Origin of the sequence: Paraburkholderia sp. PGU19, from assembly GCF_013426915.1 — a bacterium.
Lineage (GTDB): Bacteria > Pseudomonadota > Gammaproteobacteria > Burkholderiales > Burkholderiaceae > Paraburkholderia.
The window spans coordinates 2,086,831-2,111,435 of sequence record NZ_AP023180.1 but is presented as its reverse complement, the minus strand read 5'-3'; the positions used below and the strand labels follow the sequence as shown (position 1 = coordinate 2,111,435).

General features: G+C 60.5%; 24 protein-coding genes. 12 read left to right on the top strand and 12 right to left on the bottom strand.

The annotated features are described in order from the left end of the window. Positions 1 to 493: 493 nt before the first annotated feature. Entirely contained in the window at positions 494 to 919 is a 426-nt protein-coding gene (locus tag H1204_RS27100; RefSeq protein WP_243468685.1) for a nuclear transport factor 2 family protein, read from the top strand. Positions 920 to 981: 62 nt separating this feature from the next. On the opposite strand, the gene H1204_RS27095 is transcribed toward H1204_RS27100, so the two are convergent. The 3 genes from H1204_RS27095 to H1204_RS27085 are packed head-to-tail and all read right to left on the bottom strand — an operon-like array spanning position 982 to position 2,901. Beyond that, a complete protein-coding gene (locus H1204_RS27095) occupies positions 982 to 1,920 on the bottom strand; it encodes a diguanylate cyclase (RefSeq protein WP_180731571.1) in 939 nt (312 codons plus the stop codon). Then, on the bottom strand, positions 1,917 to 2,540 hold the full coding sequence (locus H1204_RS27090; protein WP_007582916.1) for a chemotaxis protein CheC: 624 nt from the start codon (positions 2,538 to 2,540) through the stop codon (positions 1,917 to 1,919). Before H1204_RS27090 ends, H1204_RS27095 begins: the two co-directional genes overlap by 4 nt. Continuing rightward, positions 2,533 to 2,901, bottom strand: coding sequence for a response regulator (locus tag H1204_RS27085; RefSeq protein WP_180731570.1), 369 nt, complete (start codon positions 2,899 to 2,901; stop codon positions 2,533 to 2,535). Before H1204_RS27085 ends, H1204_RS27090 begins: the two co-directional genes overlap by 8 nt. A gap of 724 nt (positions 2,902 to 3,625) precedes the next feature. Here H1204_RS27085 and H1204_RS27080 point away from each other — a divergent pair. Then, positions 3,626 to 5,908: a hybrid sensor histidine kinase/response regulator gene (locus H1204_RS27080; RefSeq protein WP_180731569.1), complete on the top strand. Its 2,283-nt coding sequence runs from the start codon at positions 3,626 to 3,628 to the stop codon at positions 5,906 to 5,908. Positions 5,909 to 6,128: 220 nt separating this feature from the next. Then, positions 6,129 to 7,214 (top strand): hypothetical protein, encoded by a 1,086-nt coding sequence (locus tag H1204_RS27075; RefSeq protein ID WP_180731568.1) that lies wholly within the window; start codon positions 6,129 to 6,131, stop codon positions 7,212 to 7,214. A 93-nt stretch (positions 7,215 to 7,307) separates the two neighbouring features. Here the strand turns inward: H1204_RS27075 and H1204_RS27070 are convergent, their stop codons facing one another. Next, complete coding sequence (locus H1204_RS27070; RefSeq protein WP_180731567.1) at positions 7,308 to 7,859, bottom strand: NAD(P)H-dependent oxidoreductase; 552 nt, start codon at positions 7,857 to 7,859, stop codon at positions 7,308 to 7,310. 351 nt (positions 7,860 to 8,210) lie between these two features. On the opposite strand from H1204_RS27070, the gene H1204_RS27065 reads away from it, so the two are divergent. Further along, complete coding sequence (locus H1204_RS27065) at positions 8,211 to 8,417, top strand: hypothetical protein (protein WP_180731566.1); 207 nt, start codon at positions 8,211 to 8,213, stop codon at positions 8,415 to 8,417. Between the two features lie 65 nt (positions 8,418 to 8,482). Here H1204_RS27065 and H1204_RS52695 read toward each other — a convergent pair whose 3' ends face one another. Beyond that, positions 8,483 to 8,614 carry a hypothetical protein gene (locus H1204_RS52695; protein ID WP_274608217.1) on the bottom strand — a complete coding sequence of 44 codons (132 nt, stop codon included), beginning with the start codon at positions 8,612 to 8,614 and terminating at the stop codon, positions 8,483 to 8,485. A gap of 259 nt (positions 8,615 to 8,873) precedes the next feature. Beyond that, positions 8,874 to 9,164, bottom strand: coding sequence for a DUF1272 domain-containing protein (locus tag H1204_RS27060; protein WP_180731565.1), 291 nt, complete (start codon positions 9,162 to 9,164; stop codon positions 8,874 to 8,876). Between the two features lie 257 nt (positions 9,165 to 9,421). Here H1204_RS27060 and H1204_RS27055 point away from each other — a divergent pair, with 257 nt between their 5' ends. Next, a complete protein-coding gene (locus H1204_RS27055) occupies positions 9,422 to 10,387 on the top strand; it encodes a sulfonate ABC transporter substrate-binding protein (RefSeq protein ID WP_180731564.1) in 966 nt (321 codons plus the stop codon). Between the two features lie 54 nt (positions 10,388 to 10,441). Here H1204_RS27055 and arsC read toward each other — a convergent pair whose 3' ends face one another. Then, positions 10,442 to 10,813 carry an arsenate reductase (glutaredoxin) gene (gene arsC, locus H1204_RS27050; RefSeq protein WP_180731563.1) on the bottom strand — a complete coding sequence of 124 codons (372 nt, stop codon included), beginning with the start codon at positions 10,811 to 10,813 and terminating at the stop codon, positions 10,442 to 10,444. A 684-nt stretch (positions 10,814 to 11,497) separates the two neighbouring features. On the opposite strand from arsC, the gene parA reads away from it, so the two are divergent. After that, the gene (gene parA / locus H1204_RS27045; protein ID WP_042304399.1) at positions 11,498 to 12,160 is read left to right on the top strand and encodes a ParA family partition ATPase; all 663 of its coding nucleotides are present in this window, start codon (positions 11,498 to 11,500) and stop codon (positions 12,158 to 12,160) included. A gap of 24 nt (positions 12,161 to 12,184) precedes the next feature. Next, positions 12,185 to 13,249 (top strand): ParB/RepB/Spo0J family partition protein, encoded by a 1,065-nt coding sequence (locus H1204_RS27040; RefSeq protein ID WP_180731562.1) that lies wholly within the window; start codon positions 12,185 to 12,187, stop codon positions 13,247 to 13,249. 77 nt (positions 13,250 to 13,326) lie between these two features. Here H1204_RS27040 and H1204_RS27035 read toward each other — a convergent pair whose 3' ends face one another. Beyond that, the gene (locus tag H1204_RS27035; protein ID WP_318227912.1) at positions 13,327 to 14,712 is read right to left on the bottom strand and encodes a replication initiation protein; all 1,386 of its coding nucleotides are present in this window, start codon (positions 14,710 to 14,712) and stop codon (positions 13,327 to 13,329) included. Positions 14,713 to 16,631: 1,919 nt separating this feature from the next. Between H1204_RS27035 and H1204_RS27030 the strand changes: the two genes are divergently transcribed. Then, a complete protein-coding gene (locus tag H1204_RS27030) occupies positions 16,632 to 17,837 on the top strand; it encodes a DNA-binding protein (RefSeq protein ID WP_180731561.1) in 1,206 nt (401 codons plus the stop codon). 100 nt (positions 17,838 to 17,937) lie between these two features. Here the strand turns inward: H1204_RS27030 and H1204_RS27025 are convergent, their stop codons facing one another. The 3 genes from H1204_RS27025 to H1204_RS27015 all read right to left on the bottom strand — a co-directional run bounded on the left by H1204_RS27025 (position 17,938) and on the right by H1204_RS27015 (position 20,238). Further along, on the bottom strand, positions 17,938 to 18,978 hold the full coding sequence (locus tag H1204_RS27025; RefSeq protein ID WP_180731560.1) for a tyrosine-type recombinase/integrase: 1,041 nt from the start codon (positions 18,976 to 18,978) through the stop codon (positions 17,938 to 17,940). A 160-nt stretch (positions 18,979 to 19,138) separates the two neighbouring features. Next, entirely contained in the window at positions 19,139 to 19,537 is a 399-nt protein-coding gene (locus H1204_RS27020) for a DUF2471 family protein (protein ID WP_180731559.1), read from the bottom strand. An 86-nt stretch (positions 19,538 to 19,623) separates the two neighbouring features. Continuing rightward, positions 19,624 to 20,238, bottom strand: coding sequence for an XRE family transcriptional regulator (locus H1204_RS27015; protein ID WP_180731558.1), 615 nt, complete (start codon positions 20,236 to 20,238; stop codon positions 19,624 to 19,626). 143 nt (positions 20,239 to 20,381) lie between these two features. Between H1204_RS27015 and H1204_RS27010 the strand changes: the two genes are divergently transcribed. Then, positions 20,382 to 21,581, top strand: a complete 1,200-nt coding sequence (locus tag H1204_RS27010) for a glycine C-acetyltransferase (protein ID WP_180731557.1) — start codon at positions 20,382 to 20,384, stop codon at positions 21,579 to 21,581. Between the two features lie 18 nt (positions 21,582 to 21,599). Beyond that, on the top strand, positions 21,600 to 22,628 hold the full coding sequence (tdh, locus tag H1204_RS27005) for an L-threonine 3-dehydrogenase (RefSeq protein ID WP_035998789.1): 1,029 nt from the start codon (positions 21,600 to 21,602) through the stop codon (positions 22,626 to 22,628). 30 nt (positions 22,629 to 22,658) lie between these two features. Here tdh and H1204_RS27000 read toward each other — a convergent pair whose 3' ends face one another. Next, a complete protein-coding gene (locus H1204_RS27000; protein ID WP_243468684.1) occupies positions 22,659 to 23,297 on the bottom strand; it encodes a YceI family protein in 639 nt (212 codons plus the stop codon). 118 nt (positions 23,298 to 23,415) lie between these two features. On the opposite strand from H1204_RS27000, the gene H1204_RS26995 reads away from it, so the two are divergent. Both H1204_RS26995 and H1204_RS26990 read left to right on the top strand, forming a co-directional pair. Beyond that, positions 23,416 to 24,048 (top strand): TetR/AcrR family transcriptional regulator, encoded by a 633-nt coding sequence (locus H1204_RS26995; protein ID WP_180731555.1) that lies wholly within the window; start codon positions 23,416 to 23,418, stop codon positions 24,046 to 24,048. A gap of 22 nt (positions 24,049 to 24,070) precedes the next feature. Next, positions 24,071 to 24,547, top strand: a complete 477-nt coding sequence (locus H1204_RS26990; protein ID WP_180731554.1) for a nuclear transport factor 2 family protein — start codon at positions 24,071 to 24,073, stop codon at positions 24,545 to 24,547. The last annotated feature ends 58 nt before the right edge of the window (positions 24,548 to 24,605 follow it).

Genomic DNA, 24,605 nt, shown 5'->3' with positions numbered 1-24,605 from the left:
GGGCGATCAAGAAGTCATGCCTACCCGCAGGGCAAGCCGCCCGCGCGCGCGGACACGCGCGAAACGCCGGCCGAAAAGACCGGAAAACGGGCAAAAGTATACCAACCTTTCATAGCGGACGCAGAAACGGCGGGAAGCCGGCGCGGCGCACCATCGCGATCTGCCTCGACGGAGAACGAAGTGTAGCGGCAACAAAAAACGAAGATTTATCTACGCACTGACATTTAAAAAGTCTCGAAACGCAATCTCAAAATAAGAGTTATCCGAGATACCTCGATTTAAATACAGACTACATTTAATCCCGCAACGAAACGAAGCGAGATGGCAGATAACCGTGTGTGGCGCCCGCAGCGTGCATTTGAACCATCCACATTAATCGTTCGCAACAAAAATCTTTGTTGCTCCAATTTAAAAAGACATATGGAGCATATTTTAATTCGTCGCTTTCTAAATCATCGAATCGAATTATTGATTTAAATCGTATCAAGGAAAAATGATGAAACTGTATATGCTGTTTGTCGCTCCCGTTCTCGCCGCTTTTGCACTCGCGACGCCGGCCTTCGCCGCCGAAAACGACGAAGCCGTGATCCGCCAGATGGAAGAAGCGTGGGTCCAGGCGAGCATGCATCACGATCGCGACACGCTGAAACTGCTGCTCGACGACTCGTACCGCGAAATCACGCCGTCCGGTACGGCGCGCTCGAAGAGCGACGTGCTGAGCGCCCCGCCGGCGCCGTCAGGATCGACGCAAACGCTGCAATTCGTGAACGTTCATGTGGACGGCGATCAGGCCATGGTGATCGGCGAGAACCGCTTCATGGCGCCGGACGGCCAGCAAGCCGTGTTCGCCTTCAAGGACGACTTTGCGCGCCACGACGGCCAGTGGCGTGTCGTTGGCTCGTGGATAAGCCGCAAGTAATTCAAATCGATTCGCCGCAGCGGGCCCGACGCCCGCTCGCCGGCAACAACACCGAAAACCCTTCAGATAAACGCCACCGACCGGTTGCGCCCCTGCCGCTTCGCGCTATACAGCGCCGCATCCGCCTCGTTGATGAGCGCCTCGTAGGCCGGCACGCCCGCCCGCGCGGACGCCCCGCCGACACTCGCCGTCACGGGCACATCGACGCCTTGCACGTCAACCGGCGTGTCGCCAATCGTATTGCGGATCTTCTCCGCGACCAGCATCGCGTCTTCCAGCGGCGTGCACGGCAGCAACAGCGCAAACTCCTCGCCGCCGAAGCGCCCGAACGTATCCTGCGCGCGCACGACATGCGACACGCGCTGCGCCATATCGCGCAGCACGGTATCGCCGACCACGTGGCCAAACTGGTCGTTGATCTTCTTGAAGTGGTCCAGATCGAACAGCAGGATCGACAGTTCGCCGCCGTAACGCTGCCAGCGCGTGTATTCGTCGCGCAGGCGCGCTTCGAAGTAGCGCCGGTTCGCGATCCCCGTCAGGCCATCACGGTCCGCGTATTCCTGCAGTTTCGCCACGGCCTCTTCGCGCTCGCGCTGCATGATGCTCACGTGGGTCACGTCGGAGACCGTCACGCAAACGGCCTCGACCTCGCGATCGCGCATGATCGGCATGAACGTGCAGTCCTGCTGCATGAAATCGACGCCGCCCGTGATCGGCCGGTCGTGATCGAACTTGAACAGATAGGGGCGCTGCTCCCACGAACTGAACGCGAAGCTGCCGAGCTGGAACACGCTTTCGAGCTTGCGCGTGAGCCACACGCGCGGCAGCTCCGGAAAGCTCGCGAAAATCGATTTGCCGACCACCTGTTGCGCCGACAGCCCGCTGTGATCGTGCATGAAGCGATTCCACATCAGCACGTTCATCTGACGGTCGAGCACGAAAATGCCGAAGCCGACCCGTTCGACAACCAGGTCGCTCAGCGAAGGAAGCGGGGCATTCATATGCTGGAAAGCAGCGCGTCCAGCGCGGAACTGAGATGACGGATCGAGTCTTCCGCCATCAGCATCACGAGGTGGGCGCGGAAACTCTGGTCCTCTAACGCGAAATTCACTTCGACCAGCAGCGCGACTTCCCAGGCGAGCACGTTCGGCTGGAACACGTCGTCGAGCGACATCGCCGAGCCGAGCAGGCCCGGCTGCGAGAACACGGGCATGCGCCCAAGCTGGTCGAGAATGCACGACACACACGCGCCCGTCAGGATGTTCGCGACGTCGAACACGAGCTCTTCCTGGGTGGTCGCCTCGTACGCGGACTTCGCATAAGGGTCGCTCACCAGCGAGCACAACTGCTCGATGCTGCCGCTGCGGCAGATCACCAGCGCCTCGCCCTTGATGTCCGAGCGGAAGCCCTGTCGCACGGCGCTCACGGGCTCGTTGATCCCCGTCATCTCGCGCAACGCCGACGCGGCCTCGCGCACGGCGACCACGCGCACGCGCGGCACGGACAGTTCGATGAACGCATCCAGCAGCAGAGCGAGGCGCGTCGCGGCCTGGCCCATCGCCAGATTGGCGACCTCTTGCAGCGCGTCGCGCTGATCTTCGTTGAGGACTGGCTCAGACATACAACCCGTACTCCTTGAGGATGGGAAGCACCGCCTCGGTAGTCACGGGCTTGGCGATGAATGCGACTGCGCCGAGCGCGCGCACGCGTTCCCTTGCCATCGGCTGGACATCGGCGGACACGACGATCACGAAGGTATTCAGGTCCTCGTGCTGCAGGGCCTCCAGAACCTGATAGCCCGTCATGTCGGGCATCGTCAGGTCGAGAAACATCACCGATGCGCGCCCCTTGCGATAATGCTCGAGCGCTTCGCGTCCGTTGGACGCGTAGGTAATGTCGACGGCCCAGTCCTGCGGCAATGCTTTCGTGAGCACCTTGCGGGCAAGCAGCGAGTCATCGGCGATCACAATGGGCAAAGACATGGCGGCGGGCTGGAAACGGAGTGGGTTCTTGCGTGTTAACGGCGCTGCGTGGGCGAACTTGAGTGGCCGCTCGCGCAGTCGCGCGACGCAGCCTCTCCAGCGGCGACAAAGCGGGAACCCGAAACGGTCGGCACGAGCGATGCTGACCCCACGTGGCGCGGCGACAGGCGCACCCGACGGCAGGTGCTGCGCGCGCGGCGTGCCGCCGCTGCAGCGTGCACGCAATGGACAACGGCAATGACCGGCATTTTCGAAGCCTACCCCGTAGATAGTGCTGCGGCGGCAAGACGGCGTTCATGGCTCCGTGGTGCCCCGCTGGTCTGCGTGTGGGTTTGCCAGGTCTTGCATGGCATGCAATGCCCGGTCCCGCGCGCGAAATTCGCCCGATCATGGCGGGCTGATTATTTATCTGTGCGCAATTTTCGAATCAAATTTGCGGAAAGGCAACTCGCCAGAATGCATTCGTCGAACGAATTTAACTCGTTTGAATCAGATTCGAGTCGAAACGTAAGCATTCGTCAGATAAATGATCATCTTTATACTTTTGTGTACGTTTGCGCTTCCGGATTCGTCGCTGATTCGCGAACTCGTATGACTAAAGCGTCCGGGCCCTGCAGGCGCGGCCGCGGCGTCCGCTTGGTTGCATTGCGCGCGAGCGGATGGTCCACTGAACCTATGATGAGAACACACACGTCTTCAACCGGCCGCGCGCGCGGCTTGCGCCATGATTGCTGACCGGCCCGATTCCGCCGACGCGAATACCCCGGACGAACGTGCCACCGGCACGCGGTCCGACGAGGCGCTTTTCCCCGCCGTACCCGAGCAGAACTTTGCCGTCCGCCGCATGACGCTGATCGCGCTGCTGGTGGCGGCCGTCGTGTTGCCGTGCGTGTTCGTCGCGGCGATGGCGTTCAGCGACCTGCGCACGCGCGAGGCCGACGCCACCGATCTCACGCTGCGCACCGTGCGCGTCGCCGAAGAGCACGCGCTGAAAGTGTTCGACATGAACGAGGCGCTCGACGCGCGCGTCGTCGATCTTGTGCAAGGACTGGACGACGACGGCATACGCGAAGGCGAAGCCGCGATCCACGAAAAGCTGCAGACGATGGGCGGCGGCTATCCGCAGGTCGCGGCTGTTTCGATCTTCGGGCATGACGGCACGCTGCTGGCGAGCAGCCGTTTCTATCCGGCGCCGCCCGTGTCGATCGATCATCGCGAAGATTTCGTCGGCATACGCGACGGTCAGGTGCTCGAACATGTGTCGAAGGTGATGGTCGGGCATGTCGCGGGCGAGATCGTGTTCAACACGGGCGTCGCGCGGCGCGGCGAGGACGGCGGGTTCGCGGGCGTGGTGTCGGTGGCGCTGCGGCCCAGCTACTTCGCTGCGTTCTATCGCGAGCTGCTGGGCGGCAACGACTCGCCCATGACGATGGCGCTGACGCGCTCCGACGCCGCCGTGCTGGCGCGCTATCCCGTCGGCATGCCGTCGAAGGCGGAAGAGCCCACCCGTCACAACGAGTACACCGACGCGCTCGCCGAAGGCCGGCGCGCGGGCGTCGTGCGGGTGCGCTCGCCTCTCGATGGCGAAAAGCTGATCGTCGCGTTTCGCCGCGTCGGCTCGTATCCCGTGTATGTGACGGTCGGCTATCGGACGTCGGCGATCTGGGCCGCGTGGTATCGCCATCTGAGCGTGCTCATCCTGTCGACGTTCGTGCCGTCCATCGTGCTGTGGTGTGTGATCTGGCTGTCGCTCAAGCGGCTCGGCGCGGAAGAGGAAGCGTGGGAGCGCTGGCAGGCGGAAGCGTCGATGCGTCGCTCGATCGAATCGGCCTACCGGCAATCGCGCAAGATGGAAGCGCTCGGCAATCTGGTCGGCAGCGTCGCGCACGACTTCAACAACCTGCTGATGATCGTCTCGGCCAATGTGCAGATCGTGCGGCGGCGCGGCGCGGCGGCATTCGACCGCGAGCTGTCCGCCGTCGAGCGCGCGCTCAAGAGCGGCCAGTCGCTCACGCGGCAATTGCTCGGCGTGGCGCGCAAGCAGCCCTTGCGCAACGAGACGCTCGACGTCGAACGCTGGCTGCCGGGCTGCCGCGATCTACTGCGCGCTTCGCTCGGCGCGAAGGTCGCGCTGGTGATGGATGTGGGCACGGGCGTGTGGCCGATGCAGGTCGATGTCGCCGAACTCGAACTCGCGCTGATCAATGTCGCCGTCAACGCCCGCGATGCGATGCCGAACGGCGGACGCTTCACGGTGCGCGCGAACAATGTGACCTTCCGTCACGAAGACGGCTTTCCGATCACGGGCGCCTTCGTGCAGTTGTCGCTGGAAGATACGGGCGTCGGGATGCCGCCGGAAATCCTGTCGCGCGCGTTCGAACCGCTTTTCACGACCAAGCCGAAAGGCATGGGCACAGGCCTCGGTCTGCCTCAGGTGTTCGCGTTCTGCGAGCGCTCGGGCGGGCTGGCGGCAATCGACAGCGCGATCGGCGCGGGCACCTCGGTGCGGCTCTATCTGCCGCGCGCGACGCAGGCGCCCGAAGCCGAGCGGCCTGCCGAGCCCATCGCGGAAGAAACGGGCGCGCCGCATGGCCTGCGCATTCTGCTCGTCGAGGACAACGACGAAGTCGCGGCGGGCACGGAAGCGTTGCTGCAGATGATGGGCCACGACGTCACCTGCGTGTTCAACGCAGACGCGGCGATGGAACGCTTCGACGCCGCGCACGCGAGGCAAAAGGAGACGGGCGAGCCCTTGCCGTTCGATCTCGTGATTTCCGACATCCATATGCCCGGCACGCTGAACGGCATCGATCTCGCGGAACGCGTGCAGGCTTTCGAGACGAAGCTCCCGGTGATTCTCGTCACCGGCTATGCGGAAGAGTTGGAGCGCGCGCGTCATGTCGATGTGCGCGTGCTGTCGAAGCCGTTCGATATCGCGCTGCTCGACAAATTCCTGCAGACGCTGCAGCGCGATCTCGCGCATACGCCCACTCACCCGGCCAGTTGAGCGGCCGCTTTGCCGGGGATTACCGGCTATATTTGTAAAAAGCGCGCCATGCGACGGACGCGCTTGCCGTGGGCGACGGCTTTCCCGCTGTCGCCTGTCTCTTTCGACAGTTCCCGTCGACCCGCGCTCGCGAAGCCCGGCATGAAGGTTGCGCGTATACCGTCACAGAGGATGCAGTAGTGCACTGCCGCATCCACCCATAAAGCCGACGGAGACAGACATGCGACACACCGTGATTGGTCTTTTCGCCACCTACGCGCAGGCCGAAAGCGCGCGCAACATGCTTGTGCAGACCGGCTTCGCGCCCACCGACATCAATCTGCAGGCGCACCCCGAAACGCCTGCCGACGCAGCCGCCGAGGAGTCTCCCGGCGTGATCGCCAATATCGAACGATTCCTGTCGAGCCTGTTCTCGACCTCCGGCCCGACCGCTCCTGAAGCCGAGCGCTACACGGACGCAGTGCGGCGCGGCGCAGTGCTCGTTGCCGTGAGCGCCGCGAGCGAGGCGCATGCGGAACTCGCGCGCAGTTCGCTGAGCAAGCTCGGAGCGATCGAAGTGAGCGAGCGGGCGCCCGATGCCGGGATGCCCGCAGCAGCCGAGACGAGGCGCGAGCACTCGGTGCTCGACGAGTTGGGTATCGGCAAGCCGGCCGTAGCACCAGCGGCGGCACAGCCCTCGAGCGCAACGCTGCTCGCTGAGGAAGAAGCGCGCAACCGTGCGCGCATGGACGCGCTGCACGGCGTGCCGCCCGTCGACGAACCGTCCGCGCAGGCGCTCGCCGCCGCGAGCGCGCCGGGCGCCGGAGCGGTGATGCGCCCGGATGTGTCGCCGCCGGAACCCATGATGACGCGCCCTGGCGACCCCGCTCAGTATCCCGACTACGGTGTGCCGACATCTGCGACCCGGCCGGCTACGCCTCAGGGCGATGCGCCTGCGGCCGCGGCGATTGCGTCGGCGGGCATCGCCGGCTCAGGCGCCGTGATGACGCCCGACACCGCCGCGCCCGCGCGAGCCATGCCTCAACAGGTGCCGGATGAATTTCTCGAATACGAAGAGGATTTCCGCACGCACTATGACGCGGAATACGCACACGAAGGCTTGCGCTACGACGAGTACGTTCCGGCCTATCACTACGGCGCGACGATGGCGCGCGAAATCCGGTATCAGGACAAGTCGTGGGACGAGGTCGAGCCGGAAGTGCGGGAGGATTGGGAACGCGACAAGGCTGTCGGTAGCTGGGAGCGTTTCAAGTCCGCCGTGCAGCATGGGTGGGATCGCGTGACGGGACATCATCACCATCGCTAGCCTTCGCGCTTCGATTGGCCTTCGACTGGTAAAGGACCGGAGATCATGCGGCGCCCTTGACCGGGCGCCGCATGATATGTGGACGGTGCGCGTTCAGCCGACGTGCCGCTTCACCCAATCAACATATCGATCGACGAACTTCTGCAGGAACTTGCGCGTGTCGTCGCTCGCGATGTTGCCGTTCTCATCGATCTGGCCAGCCGTATGCTTGATGAACATCTCGGGTTGACCAAGCGTGTGCACGTCCAGATACGCCAGCACGTTGCGCAGGTGCTGTTGCGCGAGCGCCGTGCCCGTCGCACCCGGCGATGTGCCGATCACGGCGCCCGGCTTGCCGCCCCAGACGCTATGGCCCCACGGGCGTGAACCCCAGTCGAGCGCATTCTTCAGTACGCCGGGCATCGAGCGGTTGTATTCAGGCGTGACGAACAGCAGCCCGTTGGCAGCATGGATCTGCTGCTTAAAGTGACGCGCGACTTCTGGGAAGTCGTGGTCGTAGTCCTGGCTGTAAAGCGGGAGAGAACCGATGTCGAGAAACTCGAACGAAAAGTCTGAAGGCGCAAGGGAGATCAACGCCTTTGCCAGCTGGCGATTGGTCGAGTCGCGGCGCAGGCTGCCGACGACCACTGCAATGTGATAGGCCATGTGTTCCTTCCTCGGTTGGCGCGAAACGCGCAAAAGGGGATGCGGCCCGTCAATCATAACGGCCGATCGCGCGTCCCGAAACACGGCCTTAGTGCCCTTGATATGACGTTTTTGTTACCTGGTGTGGATAAACCGGGGCTCGCAAAAGTTATCCACAGATTTTCTGGATAACCCTGTGGATAGGTCGAATCTTTGCCTTATCAATCAAGCGCGTCATCGGCCTGTCGCCATACGCAACAAACGGCGCGCAACCTCACTTGCAGTTACAGCTTTGCGTGAGGTTTCGAAGTGCTGGGCCTCGTGCTTGCCGTATTTCTTATGTTTGTGGATCAACCACAGGAGGGATAGATCATGACGTTGCATCACTCTGGCAAATCTCACGATGAAGCGGTCGCCGAACGAAAAGAGCACAAGCCGCGCGCGCTGGAACAGCCGGGCGGCGAAATGGCCGTCGAAGGCACACAAGCGGATGAAACACACAGCTGCGGCGAACTTTCCGAGCGCGGAAAGCAGGTCTGGCGGACGGGCAGCGGGATGGATGGAGGTGGGAAGGTTTGATCCGCGCGGACCACATATAAGAAAGGGCGCTCCAGAGCGCCCTTTCGTTTTGACCAATAGCGAACTTAGTTGCCAAAGAACACGTTGCAATACGAGGCGGGGCCTTCGCACTTCTGGTTGCTGTCGGCATGCACAACCCCGGTTGCACCGGCAAAAAGAGCAATGGATGCAGCGAGGGCGGAAAGAAGGCGTTTCACGGTGACTCCTGGATTCTCAGCGTTGATGCGATCGCGTCGCGATCGTTGAGGCGGAGAATATCCACGGAGCGCGCGCCCAGGAATAGCCGGATTGCCAAGAGATTTTTTTCTTCGGCTGTAATAATCGACCAACTACTCAGGTGGGCGGAGTAGGGACGTAGGCGGCGTGCAGGTTCGCCGACGGACGAGTGCGCTCCGTTTCGTATATTTCAAGATTGGCAACAATAAATTGCGTATTGCGATGACGTTTTATAGTCGCCTAACGCTCTGTTGGAGGAATCTCGCGATAACGCGCCAGGTATGCGCCGTGTGCGACCTCGTCCACACTGACAGGATGACGTGCAGACGATGCGGGATGTTTCGCTAGCATCGCCACGGGACGAATCGGCCGATGTTGGAAATTTCCGCCACAGTTCGGACACACGTTGCGCAGCGCGGTCAGCGCGCAGACTTCGCAAAACGTACATTCGAAACTGCAGATCATTGCATCGTTCGAGTCAGGTGGCAGTGCCTTGCCACAGCCTTCGCATGACGGTCTTAGTTCGAGCATGTGCTGTCTCCAGAATCGATTTGCCGTTCGTTCCGCTTCGTTTGGGGAGCGGTGAATGATTGAAGTTTATGGAAGCCGGATTCGGCAAGTGTGTCAGCGCGGCGTCAATTCCTGCCACACGGGTTGAACCGAGCTACGCCATAGCCTCAGAGTGATTTGCTTATGCGAATTTATCGGTTCGCGGAGATGTCTCATCGGCTTATCGTGGAGCGCAATCGGTCCCTGTTGCGACCGTATTCGCTACATCGAATCCGTATATGTCTCAACATTCCACGTTCACACGTCGCGCTTTTCTGGCGGGAGCCGGCGCACTCCTGGCGTCGACCGCTTCGCCCTCATTCGCGCAGACCCGCGCAAAAGAAATCCGGATCGGTTATCAAAAGGCCGCAAGCACGCTTGTATTGCTGAAAGCACATGGGACGCTTGAAAAGCGCTTCGCACCGCTGGGTGTGGGCGTGAAGTGGACGGAATTTCCGGCAGGCCCGCAATTGCTGGAAGGACTGAACGTCGGTTCGATCGATTTCGGCTACGTCGGAGAGGCACCACCTGTCATCGCGCAGGCTGCCGGCGCCAACTTCGTGTACACCGCGTACGAAATTCCGACGCCGCAAGCCGAAGGCATTCTCGTCCATCGCGATGCGCCGATTCAATCCGTTGCGGATCTGAAGGGAAAACGGGTGGCGTTGAACAAGGGTTCCGACGTGCACTGGTTCCTGGTCGCCGCGCTTCAGAAAGCGGGCGTGAAATACACCGATATTCAAACTGTGTTCTTGCCGCCCGCTGATGCACGCGCCGCATTCGAGCGCGGCGCAATCGATGCGTGGGCTGTCTGGGATCCCTTTCTCGAGGCTGCAAAGCGCCAATCGAATGCGAGACTGTTGACCGACGGTGCGGGCATCGTCAGCCATCACCAGTTCTTTCTCAGCGCGCGCCCGTTTGCTCAGCAAAACGCTGAGCTGATCGATGCCGTTGTTGCCGAGGTTGGCAAAGAGGGCGTCTGGGTCCGCGATCACTACGCGGAAGCGGCTGCACAGCTCGCACCGATTCAGGGACTCGACGCCAGCGTGGTCGAAGCGAGCTTGCGACACTATGCACACGTCTACAAGCCCATCGATGCAGGCGTACTCGCCGAGCAGCAGAGGATTGCCGATGCGTTCACCGATCTTCGCATCATCCCGACGAAGATCGTCACGAAGGAAGCGGTTCTCGGAGTGAAAGCATAAGTGCCCGTCTAATGCCGGCGCGCGATACGGACTCCCGTTGTCGCGCGCGTCACGTTACTTCGCCAGATCGGGAAACAGCGCTTTGACGTTCTCGGGCGGCCGACCGATCACCGCACGTCCATTGCGAACGACGATCGGACGTTGAAGCAGGATGGGATTCGTAGCGATCGCTTCGTATAACTGATCGTCGGTCAACGAAGCGTCAGCTAGACCCAGTTCTTTATAGATGGCTTCTGAGTCGCGAATCATCTCGCGAACGGGACACCCCAACATTTGATTCAGCTCCTTCAACTGCGCCACGGAAGGTGGCGTACGAAGGTACTCGACCACCTCCACTGGTTCGTTCGACGGGTTGTAGACGTCGCTAATGAGTTCGCAAGCGCCGCGGGACTTCGAGCAGCGCGGGTTGTGGTAGACGGTGATCATGGGCGTTATGCAGGAAGTGACCGGGTGAGGTTGAGGATTTTAGCTGCTGCGTTTGCCTGGCGTGGCGGTTGTCGCTCAACTAGCGGCCGATGATTGCGGCCTGTGCTTGAGGACAGGTTCGAGGCGCTGCGCCGCATGCACGTGCTGTTCAGTCACAGCAACTCTGATCTCTGCCAACAGCGGCCTTCATGAATATGCCAGCGGCGTGGGGACTATTCCTGATGGCCGTGCAGATTCGCTTGGGCGGCGCTTCCACCGCCACGCATCTCATGACCCGGTCGAGTTTATGCGCATAACTTCCGCGCGGCGGCAGCGGTGCGTCGTATCCAGTCGGCGGCATGCTGCTGCCCAACCAGGTTTATGCGCATAAACCCACAGTCCCTTCCGTCACGCCGCTTCCAATAGTTAGCCACCGCTCCACGGTCTGCCAAAGACTCCATGGTTGATCGCTTGCGCGAACCTGTTACGCGACACTCCCTTCGTATCGACTGAACCCTGGTGACCTGTGCGCAGCAAAAACCGCACAACCTCCTGCGACGGAACCGCATTCGCCATTCCGCTCTTCTGCTTTATGCGCATAAAGCCACGTCAAACGGCTTATAACCGTTGCATGTAACCAAAAATGTTTGAATTAGAAAAACGCCAAGGTAAAATTCAGCGGCGTCCAAAAAGAGGAGGTGAACATTGGCAGCAGAAATCATCGCAGTGACACAGCAGAAGGGCGGAGTCGGTAAGAGCACGATTGCGATGCACCTCGGCGCGGCCTTCCATGAAAGAGGCAAACGCGTCCTCGTCGTCGACGCCGATGGTCAAAACACCCTCATTCACTGGGCGAGCGCATCTTCGGATAGTGAGTCCGGCATTCCATTCCCCGTCGTCAATCTCTCCGAGGCGGGCTCGCAGATCCATCGCGAGATCAAGAAGTTCGTTGCGGACTACGACCTGATCGTCGTCGACTGTCCGCCGTCGATCACGGAAAAGGTCTCTGGCGTTGTTCTTCTCGCCGCAACGGTCGCCGTGATGCCGACGTCCTCGTCGCCAGCCGATTATTGGTCGAGCGTGGGTCTCGTCAAGCTGGTCCAGCAGGCGCAAGTCATGAACGAAGATCTTCGTGCCGTCTTTCTCCTCAACAAGACCGAAGAGAAGCGAATGCTGACGCGTGAGTTGAAGCGAGCCTTGGAAGAACTCGGCTTTCCGCTTCTGCGCACCCAGATGCCCACGCGCGAGGCCTATAAACAGGCGATGGCGCTTGGTCAGACAGTCTTGCAGATGAACGATCGAGGCGCGAAGCTGGCCGCTCTCGAAGTTCGCGCCTGCGCTGACGAGATCGCCGCCCTGCTCCCCTGAATTTATGCGCATAAAGGTACTTGAATGAAACCATCCCAATTCGCCAAAGGCTTCCAGGCACGTCCCGATACGACCAGCAGCGAAAAGCGCACGGCGCTCGATCGGCTGAACGCGATCGACGGGCTGGTGCAAAACGCAGCGAAGAACACGAACGTCGCCGCATTCAAGAGCCCCGTTGTAGCGCCACCTTCGCCGAGCGAAACGGAGCCGGCCGAATCCGCGAACGAATCGGTTGAATACCGCGCGTGGCGAGCCGAGCACAGCTATCGCGCCGGACAGATCGTTGAGCTTCCGCTGAAGGCGATCAAGCCGAGTCCGTTCAACCCACGGTATTTCTATCTGAAGTCGTCGATTGCCGAGCTCGCGGTCAACCTCGCGAAGCAGGGGCAGCAGCAAGCCATTCACGTCATTCCCGACTACGACAATCCGGGAAGCTATTTCGTCAGCGATGGCGGCCGACGTGTCCGGGCATTGAAAGAAGCGAACAAGGAGACGGTAAAGGCGATCGTCATTGATCTCCCGATCGGCATTCAGAGCTACAAACTTGGCTACGACCTCAACGTCCAGCGCGATTCACAGACGGTGTTCGATAACGCGATCGTGTGGCGACGCTTTCTGGACGAGAAACACTTTCAGAGCCAGAAGGAACTCGCTGAACATCTTGGTCTCGATGAATCGACGATCGCCGTGGCACTCTCGATCGCGAAACTGCCGGAGACGGTGATGCAGGAGATGGTCGCGCGGCCGGATCGCTTCGGCTCGAATATGGCGTATCAGGTCGGCCGGTATCACTCGGCGCGCGGCACGGATTCGACGCTGCGTCTTATCAACAAGATCCTCTCCGACGATCTGAGTACGCGCCAGGTCGCCGACATCGTGAAGGGAAGGGCGACAGCACAGGAAAGCGCGAAGCCGGCAGGACGTCAGCGTTACGCGCAGCGACTCGACATCAAGCTAGCCGGGGTATCAGTCGGCGACCTGAAGTCATATGGGGAAGACAGGCTCGAACTGAAATTGCGGGGATTGACGCGTGACAAGCGCGATGAAATTCTCCGACAGATCGAGCAGATGCTGTCGGAGCAGAAATAAGTTACGCAAGGAATAGCGCGCCGACGATGGCGCGCTTCACAGAATCAAGCAGGAATTAAGCAGCAATTAAGCAGCAATCAAGCGGCCCGCGATTGGCTCAACGTGAACGAAAGCAAATCGCCGTCCGTCGGCTCGCCCCAGGTCTTGCGCGCGAGCCAGTCAAAGAATGCGGTTTCCGTCAGCTTCGACTCGAGGCCGCGTCGTCGCCAATCGTCGCGCATGTGAGCGCCGAGACCCGGCAATTCATCCTCTTCGAACGAACGACGAGCCAGCTCGCGCTCCGCTTCGCCCTGTTCCTGGTACAGCGCCTGCGCTTCCTTGCGCCGATGCGCCATGTACTCGTCCAGGAGTCTCGCCTTCGGATCGTCGGCAGGCGCGCCCGCCGAACCTTTGCCAGCCGCCGCTGAAGGCAATGCATCGACGGGCGGCGCATAGCCCTTCTTCAGCGCGTCCTTGAACAGCGCCGGCGCACTGCGCACGGGCGGCAGCGTCGTGCTGCGCATCCGCTGCTCGGTCATTTGCAGCGCCGCACGAATCCGGTTTTCCTCGCTGTCGGCGTACAGCGTTTGCGCCTCTTTGAGCGGAATGCCAATCTTCACCATCCGATCGACGAGCGTGCTGTCGAACACATTCGGATGCTCATCGAGCGCGAGCATCGGCTGCTTGCGCTCAGTCACGCGAAACTGGATTTCGGCGACCCGGCGACCTTCGCGATGCTCGATGAGTTCGACGAAGATATTGGTGACGGCATTCACTTCCGCGATCGCGGGACGCAGGTAGTCGCGCTTGAAATACTTGTACTCGCGCTTGGCTTCATCGCCGGCTTCCGTGTCGGGCGTGCCCGACAGGATAGGCCGCCACCATTCCCACGCCTCACGCATCGTCAGATGGCTCGGATTGGTCAGGTAACGCACGCAGATTTCATAGAGCGCGAGACCCGCGCTGCTGCGCAACTGGCTTTGGAATTGCAAGCTCAATCGCGCGTATTGCACGGGATCGAGCAGTTTCTTTTTGATCTTCGGCGCGAACGAGAATTCGACCCAGACGCGACGCGTCGTCGGATCTTCGAGAATTTCGGCGTCGGCGATAAGGGTGGAGATGCCCCATTTGCGGCCGGGCTTCTGGCTTGACGTTCCCTGGCTCCATTCGACCTGCACGGAGACCATACGACGCAAGTGCTCCTTGACGAGGGCGGTGTCGTTTGAATCGAAAGCCGAGTTTGCAACGATGTCCGACAGCAGCGCACGATAGGTGTCGCCCGATTCGTCCGCTTGCTGGGCAACCGTGAGCAGGACGTTGAACAGTTTGCGTGTGAGCAGCGTGATCTTGCCGCTCTTGGGCTGAATGGCAATCGCCTCGACGGCTTTGCGCAATTCGGCGGAGCTTGGGCTCACCACATCGGTTTTTTTCGCGCGCTTCGTCGTGGCCATGCGTCGAGTCAGGAAGAGATTTCGCGAAAGCATACCGGCTGTGGTGATGCGCGTCTATAGCACCTCTCTCACCTACGTTGGGTGAAATCAGTTTACCCTGCCTGACTCACCAGGCGCGGGTCCCGAAAAGCCTCACCGTTCCCTGTCGGAACCATCTTCTGGCGACGTTGATGGTCGCGGACCAGGCGTAAACGGCGTCGAACTGGCCAGTTCAAAAGTCAGACAACCGCTTCCTGAAGATTCTCACCGCAGCAAGCGTCGCAAATACACGACGCGGTGTGGTCGCCGCCTTCCCTGGTAACTGACGGGCGCAACGCACGCACAGACCAGTCCAGGCGATGCATTGCTCAGACGTCATCGCACCGATCAAGTCCTATGTGCGAAGCGTCCGGACCTGTACGTCGCGCGCTTCGACCCGCGTCGAATGTGCGGGTTCTGAGCGACAGAGGCGGGCGCGTAGACGCTCCCAAATCGTCCCCAGACGGTGGAATGTTAAATACGAACCCCGTCAACACGCTCTGACAATCGGTCGTCAATCCGGAACACAAGCTCCAAGTCCCGAATATCCTCACCTTTGCCCACCCGCAGGCCGAAGTCTGTCGGCGTTCCGCGCCGTAAACACGAATCGGCAGCGGAAAAACTCTCCCGGATATCCTCACCTTGAGCTGCAAGCGGGCAAATCAATTCACTCGCCCGGTCCCTCCCTGGCCGGTCCCGAATACTCTCACCTTTTGACAAAAATCGACAAAAATCCAATGGATTTAGGCACTTAGCTCACTTCAATTTCTGGGGTGGACGGAACGCAAGAAGGCCGTCTCCTGAAAATGCTCACCTTTAGCCGACCATGACACAGACCGGTGCCTAAAAAGTGGACGAACAGCCCTCCCGAAAAGCTTCACCTAAGCAAAAACGGCAGGGTGAACGACGATTCGCATCGAGCCGCACCGGCGCTGGTTGAGACGCCAATTCCTGTACGGTTGATCCCGGATTTCCTCACCTTTGCGCTAAAAACGTCCTCTAAGTCCTCCCGTAACGTCTCACCTTTCGTTTTCAGATGGCAATTCTGGCGCAAGATATGCGTGCAATCCGGGCATCCTGAATCCGCTCACCTGTGCCACCTGCTTGCCGCAAACCGCACTTTCATCCTCGTACTTTCGATGCGCAGCGCGAATCGGCCTCCCGTAAAACCTCACCTTGGCGCCCCGGGCGTCTAAAATCGGCTCAAAATCGCCTCCCGGCCCCGAAAAATCTCACCTTCGTCGTCCGTTTTCTCCCGAGATCGCTCACCAAGCGTCCGTCGAGCCCTCGAAACGGGCGTAAATTGCCTTTGATTCCTTGTCCTGAATCCCCTCACCGCGATCGCGCGAGCGCGAAATCGGCCCAGCCTGCGTATACGGGCCACCACCGGCCGACGGCTCCCGAAAACATTCACCTATAACTTTTGGCCACCATCAAGGCGTTCCCGAAGCCACTCACGATCATTCCCGAGCCTGCTCACCGGTGTCCCTGAACCCCATCACTGCGACGTCCCGCCAAAGCTCACCATCCCTCCCGTAAGAGTTCACCTGACTACCCGCTGCGCCTTATCCAGTAAGGCTTTCGCCCGGCGTTAACGTCTTTAACTAAGGTTCAAAGGTGTTTACTTTTATTACTCTCAACAGCGCACCCCGTGAGCGCTCCAGAAAACCGCAATCCAAGACCAAAGCAAGCTCACACGCCACCGTGAAACAGTGCCAAAACATCTCGGAAGTAAACAAATATGTTTATTAACAACGCCTTAGCAGGTATTCTTCGATTTGTTTCACGGATCAGTCATCACCATTGACGGCGAAGCACTGAATCTGCCTTGACGTGGCTGTCTGTCGGAAGAAAGACACACCAAAGCCTTAAAACGTATCGAACACTACGTAAATTGTTATGATTCTTCGAATTCACGTAGCGCTGAGACAATCATGAACCTGGACGAAGAACGCCAAGCCATCCGAAAAGAGCTGGATACACTGCGTGCCAACGGGGCGCGTCGTCAGGAACTGTCCCTTCACGCATGTAAGCGCCTTTTCTTCGACCTCGGCATTCGTCCGTCCATGGCTGCCGTGCGTGACTTGACGCAAACAGGCAGCGCAAGCGACATTCCAAAAGATATCGACAGTTTCTGGGAGCGCATTCGCTCCGCCTCGCGCGTGCGCGTTGGCGCCGGCGTCATTCCCAAAGCGTTAGAAGAAAAAGCGGGCGAACTACTAGGTGCGCTCTTCGAAGATGCGCTGTCACACGCGAAGGCCTCGCTCGATGAAGAGCGTCAGGAACTGTATGCATTGCGCGCCGCGGCCGAGCGCGATTCTCACGAAGGCAAGGTTCGAAAAGAAGTTTCCGAAGAAGCTATACAGCGCAGCGAGGCACGCGCCGACGCCGCTTGGGAACGCGTCCGCGTTCTTGAGACTCAACTCACCGCGGTGAACACCAGCGGATCGGCGCATCAGGAGGGATTGAAGGCGTCCGTCCGGCGACTGGAAGCCGAGAACGAATCGTTGCACAAGCGTCTTGATACCGAACAGTCGACAAACGCGGGCCTGCGCGACCGTCTCGATGGGTTGCATGCCGAAATGCGGCAAAACGCCGAGCATTACGCGCAACAGATCAAGGATGCCGTGGCCGAGGCCGAGCGGCGCGTCAAGCCGATGCTTGTGGAACTGGACTCTTTGCGTGCGATGGCTGCGACGTATCAGACGGGCGTGCGCGATGCGAGCCGGAAGGAATTCGATTTCATCCAGCAACTAGCGGCTGCCAAAGCTCGCGGCGACAGGCTTGAGGCGCAATTACGCGAACAATCGGACGAGCTCGATTTGCTGACGCGCCAGATGACTGCGCTGCGCGCCCAGCAAGGCATTGACCCTGGCGTCGCGGAATTGCTCTGTCAGCTGGCAAGTGCCGGCAGGCTGAGCACGCAGGAATTGGAGTCGATCGGAACGGCCGCCGATGGACATGTTGCGCTGCCGACTCGCTGTCCGAAATGCGCCGAAGGTGAGCCGGAGCTTTCGCAGGTCGATCACCGCTATGAGCTCCTTTGTCCCGAATGCGAGCACTCGTCGGGAACGGGGGGTTCGCGGTTGGCGGCGGTGACACGTTTTATGTCTACGACGCACACTTCGGCGTTGACCTGATCGCAAAACCGAACTGGTTTTTCCGAAAGCGCTCGAGGTGAGCGTTTTCGGGGCTTCCAAGGTGAAGGTTTACGGGAGCCGTCTCGCCGCGGTCCCGTGTCTACACGGGATCTTCAGAAGACGTTGGTGTTTCTGCGAGGCGCGTTTCAGCGTCGAACTTTTCCTGGTCATTCCACATCTTCCACGCGCGATGCAATCGGTTCGCGGAAACCGCCTGCGCGAATCCAAGCCATTGTCCGACTACCTCCGGCTCTACCCCGCTTTCGAACAGATCGGCAGCGAACGAGTTACGCAAAGTGTGCGGACTTGCACGTGCTTCGCGCGATCGACTGATTCCGGCCGCTTCGACAAGCGCGTCGACGGCGCGAAGCATCGTCGCCTTATGCATTGGACGACCCGATGGCGAGGCAGGGAAAACCAGCTCGCCGGGCAGTTCCGCTTGCTTGCGTTCGTCGAGCCAGGCGTCGAGAACAGACACGGCAAATGGTGCGAGCCGTGTTCTCCGCGTGAACAATGGATTGGACGCTTCGATCACCACCCACGGCGAACCCGCTGTTATGCAATCAACTGAAATCGTGCGCGCTTCGCCTGTCTTGATACCGCCGCCCAGAAAAACAGCAATCAACGCGCGATCGCGGCGCTCGCGCCAGCGTTGGGCCGACGTCAGATTCGTCACGGGCGAAGAAAGATAAGCGATCAATGCCGAACGCTCTGCGACGGTCAGAAACCCGGTCGGCTCGTTATCACGAGCGTTACGCCATTCCGCTTCGCCATCCTGAGCAATGAATCGCGCGGGATTGGTCGATGCCAGTTCGATCTCGCGTACGTGGTCGAGTACCCGCTCGATCAACCGGAGATACCGGGCGCGTTGCGGCTTTCGGATCGACAATCCGCCGACGAACTCCGCAATCGATGCCATGTCGACCGTCACGAGATTCTTGTGACGCGCCTGTAGCCATTCGAGAAAAAGTCCCCATTGCGCCCGATACACCTCCGCCGATGAATGGCGAAAATTTTGCCCAGCGAGCCATGCATCGAACGCGGCGCGCGGATCGATCAGCCAGTCTTGACGTTCGGTATCGAACAGTTCCGCGCTATCGGCGGATAGACCTGTGGGGCCAACAGGATCAATGGAGACCATAGTCTATCTTTCCGTTAGTTGCATGGAGCGATTGTAATCGGTCAACGGCCGGGATACTTTGTGTTGGAAACTTCCGTCGTCCCGGTTCGGCAGGCCGCGCAGACTTTACGCGCATAAACTCCTGCCACCCCGCAGGTCACAGTGACGCCCAATCAACACGTCATCCGCCCCATGCCCGCCCAGCGCCGCGCTCATCGCTCGCAACTCGACTTCGGGCCGTTGAAGCTTTCGGCTTCTCCGCAGCGTCGTAAGCTGCGACAGCGAACGCAAACACAGCCGGCAAGGCATTCGACCGGCCAAAGTCGACGGGATCATCAGTCTCGGGGAACTGAAAGTCGTCGGGCCGTTGAAACAACCCAAGCATCACGGGATCGTGCCGGCTGGCAAAACCGAGATCCGCGAGCGCTTCCGCTTCGATCGCATGCAGAAGCCGCCAGGTGAGCGGCACCTCCTGCACGATGTATCGCGCCGCAATGTGCCGGACGATATGTTCGAGGTCACGCGCCGCGGATTTGAAGCGCAGCGCAGCCAGATCCTGTTCCTTGTTCAGTTCGTTCATTCTTCGGCTCCATCGGACTGCGTATACTGTACAAACATACAGTACTCGCTGCAAGCCGGGTGTACGCCGAAGAACTGCGATTCAGGCTAGCCGTGAATGACGACAAGCAAGGCTTTGGCCTCGCCTTTCCCCGCGTTGCGGATCGCATGCGGCTCGTCGGCGACATAGCGTGCGGTGTCGGCGACCTTCAGGCGCTTCGTGGTTCCCGCCGCTTCGATATCGATGGCGCCGTGCAGCACGGTCAGATGCTCGCGCGTCCCGGGCTCGTGCGCGCTCGACACCAACGCACCGCCGGGCTGCAGCGTCAGTTCGTACCATTCGAATTTCCCCGCCAGATCAATTGGCCCCCACACGCGCAACTGGTATCGCGCTTCGTGGCCGCTCAGCGTCGGAATTTCATGCGGGCCGGACACGGCAATCGGCTCCGGCGCTTTCTGCGGCGCAAACAGCGAATCGAGACTGACGCCCAACGCATTCGTCAGCCGCCACGCGACGGCGATCGTCGGATTCGCCTTGTCGCGTTCGATTTCCGACAGCATCGATTTCGACACACCGGCCGCGCGCGATAGATCGTCGAGCGTCATTTTGCGTTCACTGCGCAATCGTTGAATCTGCTCTCCTACGCGCGGCGGCGCCGCAATCGACTGCGCTGCCGTGGCCGCCGTAGACGACGAACTCCTGCGCGTTCCCGAACTTGCCATTTCCTGACCTATCGTTTAGAGTTGTTCGACATATCGAACTTTAGTTCGAAAAAACGAAAATTTCCGATAAAACTGAAGCCGACTATAACAGGCCGCCGCGCCGCATGGTGCGCTGCAAAGCCGCCCATTCAAGGAGCCGTTTCATGCGTGACCCATTTCTCGCGCATCTGCGCAGCACGCTCGACCAGATTCGCGCCGATGGTTTCCACAAGACCGAGCGCGTGATCGCGAGCCAGCAATCGTCCGATATTCGTCTCGAGAGCGGCGCCGACGTGCTGAACTTCTGCGCGAACAACTATCTCGGCCTCGCCAACGACGCGCGCCTGATCGCCGCCGCGAAAGACGGCCTCGATCAGGACGGCTTCGGCATGGCGTCGGTGCGTTTCATCTGTGGCACGCAGACCGTGCACAAGGAACTCGAACGCGCGCTGTCCGCGTTCCTGAAGACGGACGACTGCATCCTTTACTCGAGCTGCTTCGATGCAAACGGCGGCCTGTTCGAAACGCTGCTCGACGATAACGACGCCATCATCAGCGACGAACTGAATCACGCGAGCATCATCGACGGCGTGCGTCTGTCGAAAGCGAAGCGTTACCGCTACAAGAACAACGATCTCGCCGATCTCGAAGCGAAGCTGCGCGAAGCCGATGCAGCCGGCGCGCGCTTCAAGCTGATCGCGACGGATGGCGTGTTTTCGATGGACGGCATCATTGCCGATCTCGCGGGCATCTGCGATCTCGCGGACCGCTACGGCGCGCTCGTGATGGTCGACGACTCGCACGCCGTCGGCTTTATCGGCGAACACGGACGCGGCACGCCCGAGCATTGCGGTGTGCTCGAACGCGTCGACATCATCACGGGTACGCTGGGCAAGGCACTGGGTGGCGCATCGGGCGGCTACATCGCGGCACGCCAGGAGATCGTCGATCTGTTGCGGCAGCGCTCGCGTCCCTATCTGTTCTCGAACACGCTGACGCCGAGTATCGCCGCCGCATCGCTGAAGGTCCTCGAACTGCTCGCCAGCGACGAAGGCAAGCAGTTGCGCGAACGCGTACGCGCAAACGGCGCGCATTTCCGTCAGGCGATGAGCGCGCACGGCTTCACGCTTGTGCCAGGCGAACATCCCATCATTCCCGTGATGCTCGGCGATGCGCAGCTTGCATCGAACATGGCCGACGCGCTGCTCAAGGAAGGCGTGTACGTGATCGGCTTTTCGTATCCCGTCGTGCCGAAAGGCCGCGCGCGCATTCGCACGCAGATGAGCGCCGCACACACGGCGGAACAGATCGATCGGGCCGTCGATGCATTCGCACGCGTCGGCCGTTCGCTTGGCGTGATTTGAAACGGGGCATCACTAGCAATGAAAGCACTGGCAAAACTCGAACGCGCACCGGGCCTCACGTTGACCCGTGTGAAGAAACCCGAAGTGGGCCACAACGACGTGATGATCCGCATCACGCGCACGGCCATTTGCGGCACCGACATCCATATCTGGAAGTGGGACGACTGGGCGCAGAAAACCATTCCTGTGCCGATGCACGTCGGTCATGAATACGTTGGCGAAATCGTCGAAATGGGCCAGGAAGTGCGCGGCTTTTCGATTGGCGACCGCGTGTCGGGCGAAGGGCATATCACGTGCGGATTCTGTCGCAACTGTCGCGCGGGACGTCGTCATCTGTGCCGCAATACGGTTGGCGTTGGGGTGAATCGCGAAGGCGCATTTGCGGAATATCTCGTGATTCCCGCGTTCAACGCGTTCAAGATTCCGCCCGAAATCTCCGACGATCTCGCCGCGATTTTCGATCCGTTCGGCAACGCGACGCACACGGCGCTGTCGTTCAATCTGGTTGGCGAAGACGTACTGATCACGGGCGCGGGACCGATCGGCATCATGGCGGTCGCGATTGCGAAGCACGTGGGCGCGCGCAACGTCGTGATTACCGACGTCAACGATTACCGCCTGGAGCTTGCGCGCAAGATGGGCGCGACGCGCGCGGTGAATGTGTCACGCGAGTCGCTGCGCGACGTGATGAGCGATCTGCACATGACGGAAGGCTTCGACGTGGGCCTCGAAATGTCGGGCGTGCCGAGCGCGTTCACGTCAATGCTCGAAGCGATGAACCACGGCGGCAAGATCGCGTTGCTCGGCATTCCGCCCGCGCAGACGGCGATCGACTGGACCCAGGTCATCTTCAAGGGCCTCGAAATCAAGGGCATTTATGGCCGCGAGATGTTCGAGACCTGGTACAAGATGGTTGCGATGCTGCAAAGCGGACTGGATCTCTCGCCGATTCTCACGCACCGCTTCGCTGTCGACGATTACGAACAGGCGTTCGCGACCATGTTGTCAGGTGAAAGCGGCAAGGTGATTCTCGACTGGACCGTCTGACCGCGTCGCGCCGCGCGCGTACAAATAGAATCAACTCGCAGCACGCGGCCGCTCAGCCTCTGTCTGAATGATGACGTGAATATCGTCGCCCACGGCGGGATACCACGTCGTCAGCCCGAACTTCGAACGGCTGAACTGGCCGTCCGCTGAAAAGCCGAGCGTATCGGCTTTTGTCAGCGGGTCGACGCCGTAGCCATTGAACGTCACATCGAGCGTCACCGGCTGCGTCACGCCGCGTATCGTCAGATCGCCCGTCAGCTTGCCGCGTGCGTCGCCCGTGCGCTCGAAGCGCGTGCTGACAAAGCGGATCTGCGGATTGCGCTCCGCATCGAGCATATCCGTTCCCTTCACCATCTTGTCCAGTTGCGGGACATTCGTGTCGATGCTCGCCGCGTCGATCGTCACCGCGACCTGGCTCTTGTCGAGCCCGCCTTCCTTCCAGTCGATCTCCCCCGCCACGCGATCGAAGCGCATCGTGAAGCGCGTGTACTTGAAGTGATCGACATTGAACGTGACGCTCGTGTGATGCGGATCGAGCTTGTACTGGCCGACGGGCACACGCGCTTCCGTTTGCGTGACCGTATGCGTGACGACCTGCAACGGCGTACATGCGACCAGCGCCGCCGTCACCGCGATTGCTGACACGGCGCGGCAAAAAATGATGCTCATGACACTCATCCTTTTGAAACGATTCTCCAACACGATAATGCATGCCACGCCGAAGTGACAGTGAATGCGAAGCGAGCCAATACTTGACGAAGGAGAATGATCGTTCTACCCTTCGCGCATGGCTAATCTCGACGACACGACTGGCAGCGCGCGCGAGCGGCTGCTCGACGCCGCGGAAGCACTGATTTACGCGGGCGGCATTCACGCAACGGGCGTCGATGCGATCGTCCGGCAATCGGGCACCGCGCGCAAAAGCTTCTACACGCATTTCGAATCGAAAGATGCGTTGGTGGCGGCCGCGCTCGAGCGGCGCGACGAACGCTGGATGAAATGGTTCATCGAAGGCACGCTGCGCCGTGGCAAGCATCCGCGCGCGCGCATGCTCGCCATGTTCGACGTATTGCGCGAATGGTTCGTATCAGAAGACTTTCATGGCTGCGCGTTTCTCAACGCCGCGGGCGAGATCGCATCGCCTGACGATCCGATTCGCGTCGTCGCGCGCGAACACAAGGAGCGCCTGCTCGAGTTCGTGCGCACGCAATGCGACGAATACGTCGCATCGACGGGCGGCGATAGCCGGCGCGCGGCGCGGCTGTCGCGGCAGTGGCTGATCCTGATCGACGGCGCGATCGGCGTCGCGCTCGTGAGCGGCGACGCCGATGCCGCGCTCGACGCGCGCGCCGCAGCCGGGCATCTGCTCGACTCCAACCGTGCAAGCACCCGCTCGTCCAACGGGCGAGCGTCCACCTGACGCAGTTCAACGAGGAACCATCATGGCCGATATCGAAAGACGTCCTCCCGTCCCGCCGTTCACGCGCGAGACGGCCATCCAGAAAGTGCGCGCCGCTGAAGATGCATGGAATACGCGCGAGCCCGAGCGCGTGTCGCTGGCTTACACGTCGGATAGCAAATGGCGCAATCGTGCGGATTTCCCCACAGGACGTCCGGAAATCGTCGCGTTCTTGCAGCGCAAGTGGGCGCGGGAACTCGACTACCGGCTGATCAAGGAACTGTGGGCCTTCACTGATAACCGCATCGCCGTGCGCTTCGCCTACGAGTGGCACGACGATTCGGGCAACTGGTTCCGTTCGTACGGCAACGAGAACTGGGAATTCGACGAGAACGGACTGATGGCGTATCGCCACGCGAGTATCAACGACAAGCCGATCCGTGAAGAAGAGCGGTTGTATCGCTGGCCGCTGGGCCGCCGTCCGGACGATCATCCGGGGCTGACAGAGCTGGGCCTGTAATCCGCAGCCATATCGACGGTGAACCTGCGCGCGGCGCGTTCACCGGACGGTAACCGTT